The sequence below is a fragment of the Desulfosarcina cetonica JCM 12296 genome (assembly GCF_001311845.1).
Taxonomy (GTDB): Bacteria; Desulfobacterota; Desulfobacteria; order Desulfobacterales; family Desulfosarcinaceae; genus Desulfosarcina; species Desulfosarcina cetonica.
Genome location: NZ_BBCC01000162.1, coordinates 1 through 14,918 on the forward strand (window position 1 = coordinate 1; position 14,918 = coordinate 14,918).

The 14,918-nt window shown below is 58.9% G+C and carries 11 protein-coding genes and 4 pseudogenes; 5 read left to right on the top strand and 10 right to left on the bottom strand.

Annotated features, from left to right (window positions below):
* From JCM12296_RS25980 to JCM12296_RS25990, 3 genes and pseudogenes are all read left to right on the top strand, one after another.
* Nucleotides 1-352 (top strand): winged helix-turn-helix domain-containing protein (locus JCM12296_RS25980; RefSeq protein WP_218188279.1); only part of this gene is annotated, 352 nt, incomplete at its 5' end.
* Nucleotides 353-828: 476 nt separating this feature from the next.
* Nucleotides 829-1,602 (top strand): pantoate--beta-alanine ligase, encoded by a 774-nt coding sequence (gene panC / locus JCM12296_RS25985; RefSeq protein WP_054699341.1) that lies wholly within the window; start codon nucleotides 829-831, stop codon nucleotides 1,600-1,602.
* Nucleotides 1,602-2,371 (top strand): annotated as a pseudogene (locus JCM12296_RS25990) (type III pantothenate kinase). The gene panC and the pseudogene JCM12296_RS25990 overlap by 1 nt, the downstream one beginning before the upstream one ends.
* A 46-nt stretch (nucleotides 2,372-2,417) precedes the next feature.
* Here JCM12296_RS25990 and proX read toward each other — a convergent pair.
* From proX to proV, 4 genes are all read right to left on the bottom strand, one after another.
* Nucleotides 2,418-3,458: a glycine betaine/L-proline ABC transporter substrate-binding protein ProX gene (proX, locus tag JCM12296_RS25995; RefSeq protein WP_054699344.1), complete on the bottom strand. Its 1,041-nt coding sequence runs from the start codon at nucleotides 3,456-3,458 to the stop codon at nucleotides 2,418-2,420.
* 128 nt (nucleotides 3,459-3,586) lie between these two features.
* On the bottom strand, nucleotides 3,587-4,258 hold the full coding sequence (locus JCM12296_RS26000; protein WP_246804889.1) for an ABC transporter permease: 672 nt from the start codon (nucleotides 4,256-4,258) through the stop codon (nucleotides 3,587-3,589).
* Nucleotides 4,259-4,278: 20 nt separating this feature from the next.
* Complete coding sequence (locus tag JCM12296_RS45715) at nucleotides 4,279-4,416, bottom strand: hypothetical protein (RefSeq protein ID WP_246804891.1); 138 nt, start codon at nucleotides 4,414-4,416, stop codon at nucleotides 4,279-4,281.
* Between the two features lie 107 nt (nucleotides 4,417-4,523).
* The gene (gene proV / locus JCM12296_RS26005) at nucleotides 4,524-5,765 is read right to left on the bottom strand and encodes a glycine betaine/L-proline ABC transporter ATP-binding protein ProV (protein WP_054699346.1); all 1,242 of its coding nucleotides are present in this window, start codon (nucleotides 5,763-5,765) and stop codon (nucleotides 4,524-4,526) included.
* Nucleotides 5,766-6,249: 484 nt separating this feature from the next.
* On the opposite strand from proV, the pseudogene JCM12296_RS48160 reads away from it, so the two are divergent.
* Nucleotides 6,250-6,372, top strand: a pseudogene (locus JCM12296_RS48160) (FAD-dependent oxidoreductase); the annotation flags it as partial.
* A 122-nt stretch (nucleotides 6,373-6,494) separates the two neighbouring features.
* Nucleotides 6,495-7,625, top strand: a complete 1,131-nt coding sequence (locus JCM12296_RS48165) for a dihydrolipoyl dehydrogenase family protein (RefSeq protein WP_281492162.1) — start codon at nucleotides 6,495-6,497, stop codon at nucleotides 7,623-7,625.
* On the opposite strand, the gene JCM12296_RS26015 is transcribed toward JCM12296_RS48165, so the two are convergent.
* The 6 genes and pseudogenes from JCM12296_RS26015 to JCM12296_RS45730 all read right to left on the bottom strand — a co-directional run.
* Complete coding sequence (locus JCM12296_RS26015) at nucleotides 7,622-10,147, bottom strand: PAS domain-containing hybrid sensor histidine kinase/response regulator (protein WP_054699348.1); 2,526 nt, start codon at nucleotides 10,145-10,147, stop codon at nucleotides 7,622-7,624. The genes JCM12296_RS48165 and JCM12296_RS26015 overlap by 4 nt on opposite strands.
* A 239-nt stretch (nucleotides 10,148-10,386) precedes the next feature.
* Nucleotides 10,387-11,075: pseudogene (locus JCM12296_RS50855) on the bottom strand (MASE3 domain-containing protein); the annotation flags it as partial.
* Nucleotides 11,076-11,304: 229 nt separating this feature from the next.
* Nucleotides 11,305-11,856, bottom strand: coding sequence for an aminoacyl-tRNA deacylase (locus JCM12296_RS26030; protein WP_054699355.1), 552 nt, complete (start codon nucleotides 11,854-11,856; stop codon nucleotides 11,305-11,307).
* Between the two features lie 311 nt (nucleotides 11,857-12,167).
* Complete coding sequence (locus JCM12296_RS26035) at nucleotides 12,168-12,809, bottom strand: aminomethyltransferase family protein (protein WP_054699356.1); 642 nt, start codon at nucleotides 12,807-12,809, stop codon at nucleotides 12,168-12,170.
* A gap of 179 nt (nucleotides 12,810-12,988) precedes the next feature.
* Nucleotides 12,989-14,332, bottom strand: coding sequence for a glycine cleavage T C-terminal barrel domain-containing protein (locus JCM12296_RS26040; protein ID WP_054699358.1), 1,344 nt, complete (start codon nucleotides 14,330-14,332; stop codon nucleotides 12,989-12,991).
* A pseudogene (locus JCM12296_RS45730) lies at nucleotides 14,308-14,918 on the bottom strand (hypothetical protein); the annotation flags it as partial. The gene JCM12296_RS26040 and the pseudogene JCM12296_RS45730, both read right to left, overlap by 25 nt.

Below are 14,918 nucleotides of genomic sequence, written 5' to 3' on the forward strand. Positions count from 1 at the left end.
TGGTGGCTCGCGTCAAGGCGGTGCTCCGGCGGGCGCGCCCTGCCGAGCGTCCCAACGGCGTGTCGCCGGCCCCATCGTTCTGGATGAAAACACCCGTCAGGTGACCGTCGACGGACATCCGCTCAATCTGACGCCCAGTGAGTTCGGTTTGCTCGGCGTCCTGATGGGGTCGCCGGAACGGGTCTTCTCACGCGGCGAACTCCTCGACAAGGTGCAAGGATATCGATTCGAGGGATATGACCGCACCATCGACAGCCATATCAAGAACCTGCGCAAGAAGATCGCCGTCCACCTGCCCGGCAGAGAAATCATTCTGACCATCTATGGGGTGGGTTATAAATTGAGTGTATAACAACGCCCAAAAGCCTGTTGTCCGCGAATGGCGAACAATAATGAAGGGTTGACAAGTTTTGGGCTTTATGCTTGGTATGGCGCGTCAACGGCGCCCATCCGATTTTTGCGGAAGGCGACCTGACGACGGATTCGCCGGTACGAATCGACCGGCAGCAACGCATCAGTAGCATTGCATCAATGGAAAGGACTTGATCCATGGGACAGGTACCTCGCACCCGCCAATCCATCCCTTGCGGCCACCGCCTCGGCCGCTTTGTTTCCCGTTTCCGTTTAACGCCCGGTATCAACGACCAAAGACCGTTTCCGTGGAAACATATCCAGCCCTGATCACCGGCGATTCAACGTTGATTGTCGGCAGCGATCCCATCGCCCGACCCAACCGGACGGCGGCCATCTCCCGGATATGCCTTCTCGGTTCGTGGCGATCATCCTGCCGGATGTTTCATCCCGCATGCAGACAAAGGAATTTGCCAAATGAACATTCTCAACACCATCGACGCATGGCAAAACTGGCGAAACGCAATTTCCCATGAAAAAAGTGTCGGCATCGTCCCCACCATGGGCGCCCTGCACGATGGTCACCGTTCCCTGATCACCCGCTGCCGGCGGGAAAACGACATCTGTGTGGTGAGCATTTTCGTCAATCCGACCCAGTTCAACGATCCCAACGATCTGAACAACTACCCGGTCACCTTCGACGAAGACCGGAACCTGTGCGCCGCCGAGGGCGTGGATGCCATCTTCATGCCCCAGTACGCGGATCTCTATCCCGACGACTACCGCTACCGGGTCATGGAAAACCGGGACAGCCAACTGCTCTGCGGTGCCCACCGCCCCGGGCACTTCGACGGCATGCTCAGTGTGGTCATGAAACTCTTCAACCTGGCGCGCCCCCAGCGGGCCTATTTCGGTGAGAAGGACTGGCAGCAACTTCAGCTGGTCAAGGGCATGGTGGAAGCGTTCTTCATGCCGATCACCATCGTGCCCTGCCCCACCGTACGCGAGGCCGATCAGCTGGCCTTGAGTTCGCGCAACCGGCGTCTTTCCAACGATCACCGTCAAAAGGCCGCCAAGTTTCCCCGCCTTTTGGCAACCAACGCACCGACCGGGGATATTATCCGTCTTCTGGAAAAGGATGGGTTCACGGTGGATTACGTCGAGGATTTCATGGGGCGGCGCTGCGCGGCGATCACCTGCGGTGGGGTAAGGCTGATCGACAACCTGCCCTCACCCGAAAGGCAGGAGTGATGATCCTTTGCCTGAACATCGGCAACACCAACATGACCGGCGGGGTATTTGACGGGCCGGAACTGCGGCTCGACTTCCGCCGGGCCGCCCATCCGCGAATTTCCGGAGATGAATTCGGCCTGTTTCTGCGCGGCGTTCTTAAGTCCAATGCCATCGATCCGCAGGCGATCCGCCACATCGCGGTCTGCTCGGTGCTGCCCGAAGCCACCTATTCGCTAAATACTGCCTGCCGGAAGTACTTCGCCATCACGCCGTTCGTCATCCGCGCCGGTGTGCGCACGGGGCTTAAAATCCGCTACCGCAATCCCCAGGAAGTCGGCGCCGACCGCATCGCCAACGCCATTGCCGCGGTGCACCAGCACCCGGACCAGGATCTGGTGGTGGCCGGTTTCGGTACGGCCACCACCTTGTGTGCCATCGGCGCGGACAAAACCTACCACGGCGGAGCGATCCTGCCCGGTATCCGGATCGGTCTGACCGCACTGGTCTGCCGCGCGCCCGGCTGGCCAGCGTGGAAATTGCCGCCGTGGATCATGCCGTGGGACGCTCCACCGCCGAAAGCATGCAGTCGGGGCTGTACTACGGTCAGATCGGCATGGTGCGTGAGATTATCGGCCGCATGCGCGACGAAGTGTTTCGGGGGGAAGCGCCGTTGGTGGTTGGCACGGGAGAATTCGTCAGCCTGTTCGATGCCGCCGGGATTCTGGATGTGATCCGCCCGGATCTGGCCCTCGAAGGGCTTTACCTGGCCTTGATGATGAATGGGTAGGAAATCCATCTCCCCGGCCGGGGCCGGGAAGATGGGGAGGGGACGTCTACTCGACGGCGGCGCGGGCAGCAGCCAGCCATCCATTCCACTTCTCCGTGTTCTTGGCGATCCACTCGTCCACGTGGCGTTCGATATCTTTCTGGGATTTCTCGCCCTCGTTCATGCGCGTATTCTGCTCGTTGATGTCGGACAGCGGCAGGGTAAATACCTCGAAAAACTTCTGGGCGGCCGGGTTCTTGGCAATGAACGTCTTGTTGGCCACGATGCGGATATCGTTGACCACGAACCCCATTTTGAGCGGATCGCTGACCGCGCCTTCCACACCTTTAACCGTCATGCGGTCTTCGGACCCGACTTGGGCTTCGCTAGGATTAATTTCAGGGACGTTGATCCACATCACATCTTTACCGGGTTTCAACTTGTAGACGGTCCAGTTAGGTGTCCAGGTATAGAAAAAAGCCGGTCCGCCACTATTGTATGTACCGATCGCGGATGCTATGCCGGCTTCATAGGAGGCTTTGACCGGATTGATAAAATCGTTAAGACCATATGCATTCATATGGTGCGCAATCACTTTTTCACAACCCCATCCCGGTGGACAGGCGGTCAGTTCGGCCTTGCCGTCGCCATTGGTGTCAAAAGCCTTTTTGACTTCGGGGCGCTTGAAGTCGTCCAATGACTTGATGCCAAATTTGTCGACTTCCTTTTTGGAGACCAAATATCCGCCAAGTCCGCCAGACTTTACAACATAGCCATACAATGCGGCCTTTTCTTTAAAATCGCTGGGAAGTTGGGCGTTGTGCATAGGGAACCAACCGTTGGTCCAATAATCCAAATCGCCTAGTGCGACGCTCTTGTAAAAAATCGGGTTCGGCAGGTCCTTGGGCTTCTTGACGGTATAGCCCAGCTCCTCCAGTCCACGCCGGACCAACGCTTCCTGGAAAAACCCGGTGTTCCAGGTGGCACGGGCCGGCTTTAGGGTAACGCCCTTGCCGGGTTTCATGTTCTTGGCGAAGGCCGGTGGAGCGACCACACTCAACCCCAGCACGGCCATGCAGACGGTCATTGTTTTCAACAGTTGTTTCATTCGATTCTCCTTCATTCGCGCGGTTGCGTTAACTGGATAATGGCTGCATCACTTGGGCCGGCAAGCGCGATCACCGCCTCCTTTTGCAGTCGGCAGCCGTTTTTCAGATGATCGATGTCACCAAAGAGCTAGCGCTTCTTGGCCATGGACTGGGTGATGCGGTCGAGCACAATCGCCATCAGCACGATGCTCAGGCCGCCGATGACCGCCTCCCCGATATCCAGGGTATTGAGTCCGAGAATCACCGGCGATCCCAGGCCGCCGGCGCCGATCAGGGCGGCGATCACCACCATGGAAAGGGCCATCATGATGGTCTGGTTGAGGCCGGCCAGGATAGTGGGCATGGCCAGGGGAACCTGGACCCGCTTGAGGACCTGCCAGTCGGTGGCACCAAAAGCCTGGGCCGCCTCGACCAGCTCGGGGTGAACCTGACGGATCCCCAGGCTGGTCAGGCGGATAATCGGCGGGACGGCAAAAATGATCGTGGCCAGAACGCCGGCAACATTACCCACGGAGAACAACATCACGATGGGGACCAGATAAACGAACGCCGGCGTGGTCTGCATGGCATCGAGTACCGGACGCATGAACCCCTCGAAACGGTCGCTGCGACCGGCAATGATGCCCAGCGGGACGCCGGCGATGGCGCAGAAAATCACCGAGGAGAGCACCATGGCCAGGGTGGTCATGGAGTCCTGCCAAAGGCCCAGCAATCCAATCAGGGTCATGGTGATGACGGAAAAAAGCGCCAACCAGACACCTGAAGCCCGCCAGGCGATAAGTCCGATGATCACGATCATGGCAATCGGTGGCAGTGCGTTCAGCCGCTGTCGAAACCGTTGAGGGTCTGCTCGATGGGCCACTTGATGACTTGGAAGAAGTTGCGGTAGTTGTCTACCAGCCAGCCCACGAACTGGGATACCCATATGTCCAGGGGAATGATTTTGTCTGTAAACATGATTGACTCCGTTGGGATCGGCGTTTCAGCGGATCGCCGGGCCGGTTGCCGTCGTCGGCGATAAGCACCATCCGATCGGTAAAAAAAGGATCGCCCGGAAAGGGGGCTCAGGCGGCGTTCATCTCACCCTGCTGTTCGTCCAGCCGTTCTTCCGTCCGATGCAGGGTCTTGAGGAAACGGTTCTTGGAAACGACGCCCCGGTAGTGATTGTCCGTGTCCACCACCGGAATGGGCCAGTTGCGCGAAGCGACCTCGGGCAGGATATCCTGCATGGAGTCCGCGGTGTTGATGGCCCTGGCGTCCTTGATGAAAGCGAGATCGATGGGGTTGTCCTTGGCATGTTCCGCAATGGCCTCACGCAAGGAATCGGACGATACCACACCGAGAAATCTTCGTTTGGCATCCAGGACATAAAGATGATCGTGCTCGCTGTTGCTGAGCAACTCCTGGGCGGCCCGAAGGCTACCGACCTTGGTTTTGATCAAGGTCGGGTGGGTATCCCGAACGATGTCGCCGGCGGAGATGACATTGGTGGGATCCACGCCCCGGAAGAAGGCGCGCACGTAATCGTCGGCCGGATTCTGCAAGATCTCCTCGGGGGTACCGACCTGAACCACCCGGCCCCCCTCCATGATGGCGATGCGGTCACCGATGCGCAGAGCCTCGTCCAAATCGTGGGAGATAAAAACGATGGTACGTTTGTCCTGCTCCTGCAACTTGAGCAGTTCATCCTGCATCTCGGTACGGATCAAGGGATCGAGGGCCGAAAAGGCTTCATCCATCAGCAGGATCTCCGGATCCACGGCCAAACCGCGTGCCAGGCCCACGCGCTGCTGCATGCCCCCACTCAATTGTGCGGGGGAGGAATCCTCCCAGCCTTCCAGGCCCACCTGGGCAAGGGCTTCCATGGCCCGTGTGCGCCGTTTGTCGGCTTCGATACCGGCAAGCTCGAGCCCGAAGGCCGCATTCTCCAGCACGGTCATGTGGGGCATCAGGGCAAAGGACTGGAAAACCATGCTCATGCTGTGTAGCCGGAACTTCAGCAGTTCGTCGTGGGACATCCGGACGACATCCCGGCCATCGACGATCACCTCGCCGGCCGTGGGCTCGATCAGCCGGTTGAGCATACGCACGATGGTGGATTTTCCCGAGCCGGAAAGTCCCATGATCACAAAGATCTCCCCCGACCGGATGGTAAAGTTGGCGTTGTTAACCCCCACGGTCATTCCGGTGCGCTCGAAAATTTCGGTTTTCTCCAGGCCTTGGCCAAGCAGGGTCATGGCTTTGTCGGGATTCGGCCCGAAAATCTTGTACAGGTTCTTGACGATGATTTTGTCATCCACATCCATTTCATGTGCTCCATTCCACGTTTGTCAAGGATCGGGCGCTACCGGTACCGCCTCTCTGGAACCTGAATCAGGCGAGGTGTGCATCTGTACAAAGCGATGCCCCATGCGGACGTATGCACCGTTGAACACGGGACCCATCGATCGCATTTTATTTTGTAATAAAAATAAAATAAGACCGAATTTGCTAAAACCGGCATCCATATTTCAAACCATATGGATAAAACAAGAAGTGTTTACAATAATATTTGGAAGGACTTTTCCCCCGATCGCATAGACGTATTTACGAATTTATATTTTGTGTTGTAAGCTTTCTGTTTTGTACCCCATCGTTCTGTCAAAGTCAACGCCGCCGGCCAGCGCTGCCCAGGGCAAGGTTGGACGTCCTGCCAACCATCTGCTATGATGAACATCGGAAAACGTCGACAAGGAAAAGGTACCAACGCACATATGAGATTACCGGAAATGAAAAGGATGGGAGGGATGGATGCCCGCTGTCTATGATGTACTGATTATCGGCTCCGGTACCGCAGGCCAGACGGCCGCGTACCGACTGAAAGACAAGGGACTGGCCGTAGGCCTTGTGGAACAGGACCAACGACCGGGGGGGACCTGTGCCCTGCGCGGCTGCCAGGCCAAAAAGTGGTTCTATGAGGCGCCGAAACCGTCGCCCGTTCACGGCACCTTGAAACCGCCGGCATCACCCAACCGGCCATCGCCAGTTGGCATCAGTTGCGTGATGCCAAAAACCGGTTTACCGGAGGGGTTCCACAACGGACCGTCGACGGCCTGCACAAGGCCGGCATCGACCTTATCCGCGGCCATGCCCGGTTCACCGGCAGCCAGACCCTTTCCGTGGACGACCGGCACTTTACCGCCGAGGCCATCGTGGTGGCCACCGGCGCGGTCCCCATGCCGCTGCCCATCCCAGGAGCGGGGCTGGTCATCGACAGCAGCGCCTTCCTCGAATTGGCGCACCTGCCCGAACGCATCGTTTTCATCGGCGGTGGATTCATCGCATTCGAATTCGCCCATTTCGCCAGCCGCCTGGGGCCATCGGGAACGCGCTGCATCATCCTTGAAGCCGCCCCCCGTCCGCTGGGACCCTTCGATGCGGAAATGGTCGCCCGGTTATCCGCGGCCTCGGCGGAGGAAGGGATCGAAATCCGCTGCAACGTCGCCATCACCGGCATCGAACGGGCCGGCAAGGAATTCATCGTCACCACCGCCGACAATCAACGCGTTACGGCCGACCTGGTGGTTCATGGGGCCGGGCGAATACCGGACTTCAAGGATCTCGATCTTGCCGCGGCCGGCATCGAAGCCTCTGCCCGGGGAATTCGAGTCGATGATCGGATGACCACCAGCAACCCACGGGTCTATGCGGTGGGCGACTGTGCGGCCACCATCCAATTGGCCCGGGTCGCCGACGCCGAAGCCCAGGTGGCGGCGGAGGCCATCATCGCTCGCAGAACGGGTCAAGAATCTCACACGGCCATGGATTACAGCGCCGTGCCAGCGACGCTGTTTACCTATCCCCAATACGCCATGGTGGGAAAAACCGAAAAGGCCCTGCAGGAAGCCGCCACGCCCTATTTCAAAAGCAGCGCCCACGGGCTTGGCTGGCCGACGTACCGCCGCGTGGGCCTGCACTCGGCTGCTTACAAGGTGCTTGCCGATCGGGAGGGTCAGATACTCGGTGCCCATATCATTGCCGACAACGCGACGGGAATCATCAACACCTTTGCCCTGGCCATGCAAAACCGCATTCCGGTGGCGGACCTGCACCGTCAAAGCATCATGACGCCCTACCCGTCACGGGAGAGCGACCTGATTTACATGCTCGCCCCCCTGCTGGCTTAGCGGCGGGTTGACGCTTCCGGTTCACCCGGCGGGTCGTCCGCATCCAGTACCGCGCGGATTTCCTTGGCCAGTTCGCGGGTCACCACCGGTTTGAGCACAACGCCCTGGATGCCAAGGGTTTTGATTCGCTGCCGGTCGAACTGCTCGCTGTACCCCGTGCAGAGGATAATCGGCATCCGCGGACGGGTTCGCTTGATTTCCAGGGCCAGCTGGAGGCCGGTCATGTTGGGCATGGTCACGTCACTGATCACCAGATCGAAACGATCCGGCTGAGCGTTGAAGACTTCCAGGGCTTCGATGCTGCTGGTCCGTGCGGTGACCCCATAGCCCAACCGTTCGAGCTTCTGCCGCATCATCCTCACGATGGGGGCCTCATCGTCCACCAGCAGAATCCGTTCATGACCGCGCGGAATCGGATCGGTCGTATCCTGGGCGTCATCCTCCGCCTCACGCGCATGGCAGGGGAAGTAGGCGTTGATCTCGGTCCCCTGGCCGGGCGTGCTTTTCAGTTGGATATCGCCGCCATGGCTCTGAACGATGCCCAAGACCACGGCCAATCCCATGCCGGTACCCTTGTTCTTATCCTTGGTGGTGAAGTAGGGCATGAAAATCTTGTCGCGAATGGCCGGATCGATGCCGCGGCCGGTGTCGGATACCGACAGACGCACATACGTGCCCGCCGCCAGCCGACCACTTTGCGCATCGCTTGGCTCACATTCGACCTCGTCAACGGTCACCTGCAACGCGCCGCCCGTTTCTTCCATGGCATGGAAGGCATTGGTGATCAGGTTCATGGCCACCTGATGAATCTGGGTGGGATCCGCCACCACCGATCGGCAGCGGTTATCCATCTTCGCGTCGATGGTGATGGTGCTGGGCAGCGAGGCCCGGCAAAGCTTGATCACCTCCTTGACAATGGTCTGGATGCGGATCGCCTTTTTCTCCTGTTTGGCCTGGCGGCTGAAGGCCAGGATCTGCTGCACCAAATCCCGCGCCCGGGTCGAGGCCCGCAGAATTTCGTCCACATGATCCTGCAGCGGGCTTTCCGGGGGGAGGTCTTCCTGGAGCATCTCGGCAAAACCCACCAGCGGAAAAAGGATGTTGTTGAAGTCGTGGGCGATGCCGCCGGCCAAGGCGCCGATGGCCTCCATCTTCTGGGCCTGGCGCAAATGTTCCTCCAGGTCGAGCTGTTCGGTGATGTCGCGCTTGACGGCCACGAAGTTGACGATCGTCCCCTGTTGATCGAAGACCGGCGAGATGGAAACCTCTTCGTGGTAAACGGTACCGTTTTTCTTGCGGTTGACCATGCGTCCATGCCAGGTCCGGCCCGCGGTAATCGTATCCCACAGGTCGCCGTAGAAGGCCTCGTCATGGTGGCCGCTTTTCAGGATGCGGGGGGTGCGGCCGACCGCCTCAGCGCGACTGTACCCGGTGATGGCCTCGAATGCCGGATTGACATACTCGATGGTTCCGCTCCCATCGGTGATGAGGACCGCCTCGGCGACCTGATGGATGGCCGATCCCAGCCGCCGCAGTTGCACTTCCTTCTTCCGTTCGGCGGTAATTTCATGGAGCTGTTCGACAATCATTGAAATAGCGCCATCTGCGCCAAAAATGGGAATTGCGTTCACCTTGAACCAGCGGTCCAGGGCAGGCTCATAACGTTCGATGGTCTCAATCCGGCCGGACGCAAGGGCCTTTGTCGTGGCGCAGTGGTCGCAGGAATAGCGGTAGCCCAACAGCTCGTAGCATTTCTTGCCGCGCACCGCCTCGGGCGTTAACCCCAGCAAGTCGTAGCCGGCCTGGTTGTAGGCGATAATGGTATGATCGGTTTCTTGCAGGCCGATGACATCGGGAATACCGTCCAAAATGGTCTGCAGCATGCGCTTGGACTCGATGAGCAACGAACGCTCCTGGTCCAGCTCCTGCTGGGTCTGAACCAGCGCGGTGACATCCTGGGCCATGCTTAAAAGCTTTTTCTGTCCATTGATCGTGATGACTTCGGCTGAATAGAGGACCTGAAGCGGATTCGGTCTCTGCGGCATCAGGGTAAGAGGCAAGTTTTTCACACTGCCGTGATGCTTCAAAACGGCAAGCAGCTTCTTTCGGTCAGCCTGCGAAATGATACCCATCGCCGTGGAAGAACGGCCGATGACCGCCTCGCGGGTCAACCCGGTGGCGCGCAGGGAGGCCTCGTTGACTTCGTCATAGATGCCATCTTCCAGCGAACTGATGGTCATCAGGGTGCTGTTCCAGTGAAACGCCTTGGAAAATTTCTCTTCGGACAGTCGCAGGGCATCCAAGGGCCGCAGGCGCTCGGTAATGTTCTCCCGAATTTCGAGAATACGGGTGACCACGCCATTGGCGTCGCGCACGGGGCAGGTACGCACCTGCCAGGCGGTTCCATCGGGTGTTCGGATAACGATACTCTCGATGGTTCCATCGGCGATGCTCTTTTTGACCGGACAGTCCTGGCAAGTCGATCCGGACTGACGCCAGATTTCCTGGCAGCGTGCGCCCATGATGCTTCGCGGGGTTTGCCGACATACGCGCAGACGGCTTGGTTGGCCCACAGGATACGCTGGTCCAGATCGTGCAGAAGAATATGATCCGGTTGGTGGTCGAGGATCGTGGTACGTTCGATGTTGGCGTCCATGAGGGCCCTGGCCGATGCATCGAGTTTGTGGAACAGAACGGCATAGGGACGCTGCAACCCGGATCGGATCAAGGCCAGGTACACCATGAAAAAAGAGGCCAGTTTGAAATCATGCCCCAGCAGGTTCAACCACTCATAGCGAGGGTTGTAAAAGGCCGATGCGAATTGGGCCGGTACCATGAAGCCGATGGCCCCCGCAAAAAGAACATAGACCTCCCCATCAAGATACTGCCGCTGGTCGTGCAACAGCCACAAGGCGGAAGCATACAGAACGATAATGACGCCCTCGACGGTCCACTTGAAGGGCGTGGCGCCGGTGTCCGCGACATAGCAGGTCGGAAAAATCTTCCAATGGAAGATGGATAGCAGGATCAGCACCGTCAAGGCGGAAAACCCCACCAGCGACCAACGCTGTTGAAGCGCCGGTTCAGCAACAGCGGAAAAGCCAAGAAGGCCAGGCTTTGCAAGCCACGGCCGGCCAACCAGAGCTGAACGGACGCATCCGAGACGCCCTGCAGGCTGATGAACCGGTTTCCCTGATAGCCCAACGCGTGGACCAAATCGATGACGCCGATGAAAAAAAGGGCGGTACCCAAGAAAACGAAGGCGTCGTTGTCGACCTGGCGGCGGGTATTCCAAACGATCAGGAACAAGGCCCAAGCCACGGAAATGGCAAACAGCTCCGAGAAGATATGCGAGAGGTAAAAGTCGAACCGGCCGAGCACATGCAGAAGAGCGAGGGCAATCAGTCCGGTGACAATGGAAAACGTCAGCGCGTTGCGCGGTTGTTCCATTGGAGCATCCGTCGTGGTCCTTGAAGGGATGATCCTGGCTTCCACTGAAATGAAATCCTTTCACGGGGCTTGGGGCGATTAATACAAAGGATCATCATCAATGGAGAGAATGGGCGTTGGGCCCGGCGGCACAATTTGCAGTGCGGTCATCTTCAACATGGTGACCGTCGACAGATTTAACATTATTAACTCATACCCTGACACGTTTCGACAAATCAATATTTATCCTTTAACCGGCGTCGTTGACGATCGGGTAGACCACGCCGCCGGCAAGGACGATCAGATCCCCGATCTGCATTTCGATGGTACGGGTGTTCCTGCCGCTGCCGCAAAACACCTTTCCCAGGGGCAACAAGCTTTCGTCGAACACCACACGGATGTCCCCGCGTACGGGAAACGGTCCGACACCGCCGATTTCGAACCCCAGCTCCGGCTCAACCTGCTCCGGGGCGATGGAGCGTAAAACCTTTCGGTTGACCTGCATGGCATCGGCCAGCTTCTTGTAGTGGATGCGATGGTGACCGGTCACCGCGGCCAGGATCCAGTCGCCGTCCTTGATGCGGAAAACCACGGTCTTCAGCAGGTTGTGGGTCAGGTGGGGAACCTTTTGGTGGGCCTCGTCGATACTGGTGACGGGTTCGTGCGCATGCACGTCAAAGGGGAATCCGCTCTGTTCGAGCATTTGAATGACGGATTGATAAACCATAACATTGTCTGTCTGTTCGCATTTTGCACGTTGAAATCGCCCGGCTTGCGCCGGAATCGGCGGGGCGTCTTGCATGCCAATTCCCACGCCTCTCCTACAGCATCGTCAGGTAGCGGTCAACCTTCCAGAGGGTGATGTGTTTCGTGAATTCGCCCCACGCCCCTTTGCGGTTGGCTTCATCCATGCCCCGGTCCTGGGAACCGGAACGGGCTTCGTGGACCGGGGGGAGCGATCCCGGCCGACTGGGGCGCCTTAATGACAGGTGTTACGAAATTGTTGGCAAGCGTTAAAAAAAGCAGGATTCCGTTGGATTCAGTTCGCTGCAGGCGCGATCATTCCAGCCTGGAGAAAACCCTGCGAACAGGTTTTCTCCAGGCTGGGAGGCGCTATTCGACAAGGGCTGCCAGCCAGGCGGCAAAGCGGTTCTCACCGGCCGGCCGCAGGCCGAATTCGGCCCCGGCCTTGAAAATGGCCGCCACCATGCTGTCGCCGTAGCCCCGACTGCAGGTCATCAGAAAACCGCCACCACCCTCGGCGTGCTTTTCCAGCGGGACGATCTGGCAGGGAACGTGGCAGAAGGGCCCCTGCAGCAGAAAGGGCGGTGTTTTGGCAGGATCCAAAAGATCCAGGTTGGTCAGTTTTTCAGCGACCAGAAACGCATCCGGCCCGAAAAGGGCCACGCAAAGGGTCGCCTCGCCGACGTCGGTATACCCGGAATCATCCGGCATGACCGGTGCCGCCGTACCCAGGTGATAAATCGAGGCCTGGGTGCGGTTCATGCGATTGACCAGCGTGCCACCGGCCAGGCGGGATTGACCGGGAGCCGCCGGCACGGGCAGGTCGCAAGGGGTGAAATCACCGACATTGCTGTCCTGCAGATCCCAGCGGGTCTTGTGGGAGAGGTCCACGATCCAGGGCCCCTGTCCTTCGTCGTCATATTCCAGCGCCACGGTCCAGTTGTCGCGCACCTCGCTTTGGCGGGGAGTTACCCCGAACCGCACCGGTGATTCTCGTTTTATCTCAACCATAAGAAGTACCTCATTGCCAATCGTGTTAAGTGTTAAGTTTTAAGTGTTAAGCGGTGGATCGAAGCTATTTTATAAATAGAAATGATAGAATTCCTTCGCTTAACACTTAACACGGGAAACTTAACACTGATTCATTGCCACTGGTTCAAATAGAAGGTTGTCCAATTTACATGTTTCGTTCAGGCTTTCATGCGATCGCCCTTGGGATCGTAGAACGGCATTTTCACCACCCGCGCATATCGCCGGACCCCGTTGCACTCGTCCTCGAAAATCTCCAGCCGGGTACCGATGTCGGCCAGCGGCCCCTCCACCAGGGCCATGCCCACGGACTGACCGGTGGTAAAGCTCTTGCGCATGGTGGCCACATAGCCGCGCACCCGGCGGTCCACGATCAGCGCGCCGTCACGGGCCGGCCGGTCGTCGTCTTCCATGCGGATACCCACCAGCTTGAGACGATCGGGATCGGTCTCCGCCTGGCGCAGGGCCACGGCCCCGACGGTTCTGGCATCGCTCTTTTTACGGTCCCAGAGAAAACCGAGCCCCACATCCAGCAGGTTGGTGCGCTGCTCCGACTCCTGCCCCAGAATGATGTGGCATTTTTCCATGCGCAGGACGTTCTGGGCCTCGACACCGAAATTGCGGATGCCGAACGCGGCACCGGCCGTCTTGAGCATCTCCCAGACCGACTTCATATAGGATGAGGGCATGTGCAGCTCATAGGAGAGTTCGCCGACAAATCCCAGGCGCATGACGCGCACGGGGATGGTCTCCTGAATGAGACATTCCGTGTACCCCGAAAAAGGCAGCACCGTGTTGGAAATATCGATATCGACTACTTTTTCCAAGACCTTGCGGGCATTGGGGCCGGAAAGATTGATGACGCCCATAGCATCGGTCAGGTTGACCAGATGGAAGTCCCAGCCGTCAAACCGGGTGTGATAGCGGATCCACTCGACGGTCTGCCCGGCCCGGCCGCTGGAGGTGGTGAAGTAGTAGTCGTTCTCACCCAGTTGGGTCACCACGCCGTCATCGATGACGCAGCCGTCGTCGTTGCACATGGCCGAGTACTTGATGCGCCCGGTTTTTACCTTGCTCATGTCGGAGACATAGACCCGCTGCAGGGCCTTGAGCGCATCGGGCCCATGGATGCGGAACTTGCCCAGGGTGGAGCCGTCGAGCATGCCCACGTTGTTTCTCACATTGAGAATCTCTTCCTTGCAGTCGAAATCGGAAGAGAAGTAGCGGGCCCGCTGCCAGACACCGATATTGCGGAAGACGCCGCCATCTTCGATCTGATTGCGGTGCATGGGCGTGCGTTTGAACATGTGATGGTTGTAGCCGGCATAGGTGGCGATGAAGGTCGGCACCAGGGGCGGGCGCTGGGTCGTGGGAATCGGCGTGTTGATGGATGCCGTATGCCGGGCGACGAACAGGGGCAGGTTGTGCCCCGGGATGCCGCCCTGCCCCGGGCCGGTACCGGCGGAAGTAAAGCGCTTGATCAGCTCGGGCACGTCGAACCCCATGGCAATGGCCTGTTTGATGTTCTTGACCGTGGTGTCCTCGTCAAAGCAGATGAAGCTTTTCCTGCCCTTGACCGGCGCGGTGACCAGCTTGCAGCCGCGCTGGGGGCCGGGCAGAGTGGAAAGTTTTTTTGCGCATCGGCCACGGCAGCGCCCATCCCGGCACCGGTGGCATCGGCGGCGTTGAGGCCGGCCAGCCGTCCGGACGCCTCGATGGACACCGGATCGTTGAGGCCGGTCATGCGGCCGGCGGCAAACATCTTCTCGGGCAGGTCGGTCGGCAGGAAGTAGCCGGTCAGGCTGTCGTAGCGCATGGTCGCCCCAGCCAGGATAAAGGGCCCGTTGACCGGGGTCAGTCCGGCCGACGCCACCAGCAGATCGCAGTCAAATTCCCGTTTGACGGTGCCTTCCACCGTGGCCAGAGTCACTTTCTCCACCGCCTTGCCGCCGCGGGCCCGGGTGGCCACCCAGCCCTTGAGCAGCGGGATTTTGCGTTCGGCCAGAGCCAGCATCAGATCGGGATTCTGGCCGTCTGCACGGATATCGGCCACGCAGGCCACCTTGAGCCCCAGGTCGAACAGATCCGCGG

Coding starts and splice junctions, on each gene's coding strand:
- JCM12296_RS26035 (WP_054699356.1), bottom strand. CDS start 12,809: ATGGTTGAGATAAAACGAGAATCACCGGTGCGGTTCGGGGTAACTCCC.
- proV (WP_054699346.1), bottom strand. CDS start 5,765: ATGGATGTGGATGACAAAATCATCGTCAAGAACCTGTACAAGATTTTC.
- proX (WP_054699344.1), bottom strand. CDS start 3,458: ATGAAACAACTGTTGAAAACAATGACCGTCTGCATGGCCGTGCTGGGG.
- JCM12296_RS26015 (WP_054699348.1), bottom strand. CDS start 10,147: ATGGGCGCACGCTGCCAGGAAATCTGGCGTCAGTCCGGATCGACTTGC.
- JCM12296_RS26040 (WP_054699358.1), bottom strand. CDS start 14,332: ATGGGGTTCGACGTGCCCGAGCTGATCAAGCGCTTTACTTCCGCCGGT.
- JCM12296_RS26030 (WP_054699355.1), bottom strand. CDS start 11,856: ATGCAAGACGCCCCGCCGATTCCGGCGCAAGCCGGGCGATTTCAACGT.
- JCM12296_RS26000 (WP_246804889.1), bottom strand. CDS start 4,258: ATGATCGTGATCATCGGACTTATCGCCTGGCGGGCTTCAGGTGTCTGG.
- JCM12296_RS45715 (WP_246804891.1), bottom strand. CDS start 4,416: ATGTTTACAGACAAAATCATTCCCCTGGACATATGGGTATCCCAGTTC.
- panC (WP_054699341.1), top strand. CDS start 829: ATGAACATTCTCAACACCATCGACGCATGGCAAAACTGGCGAAACGCA.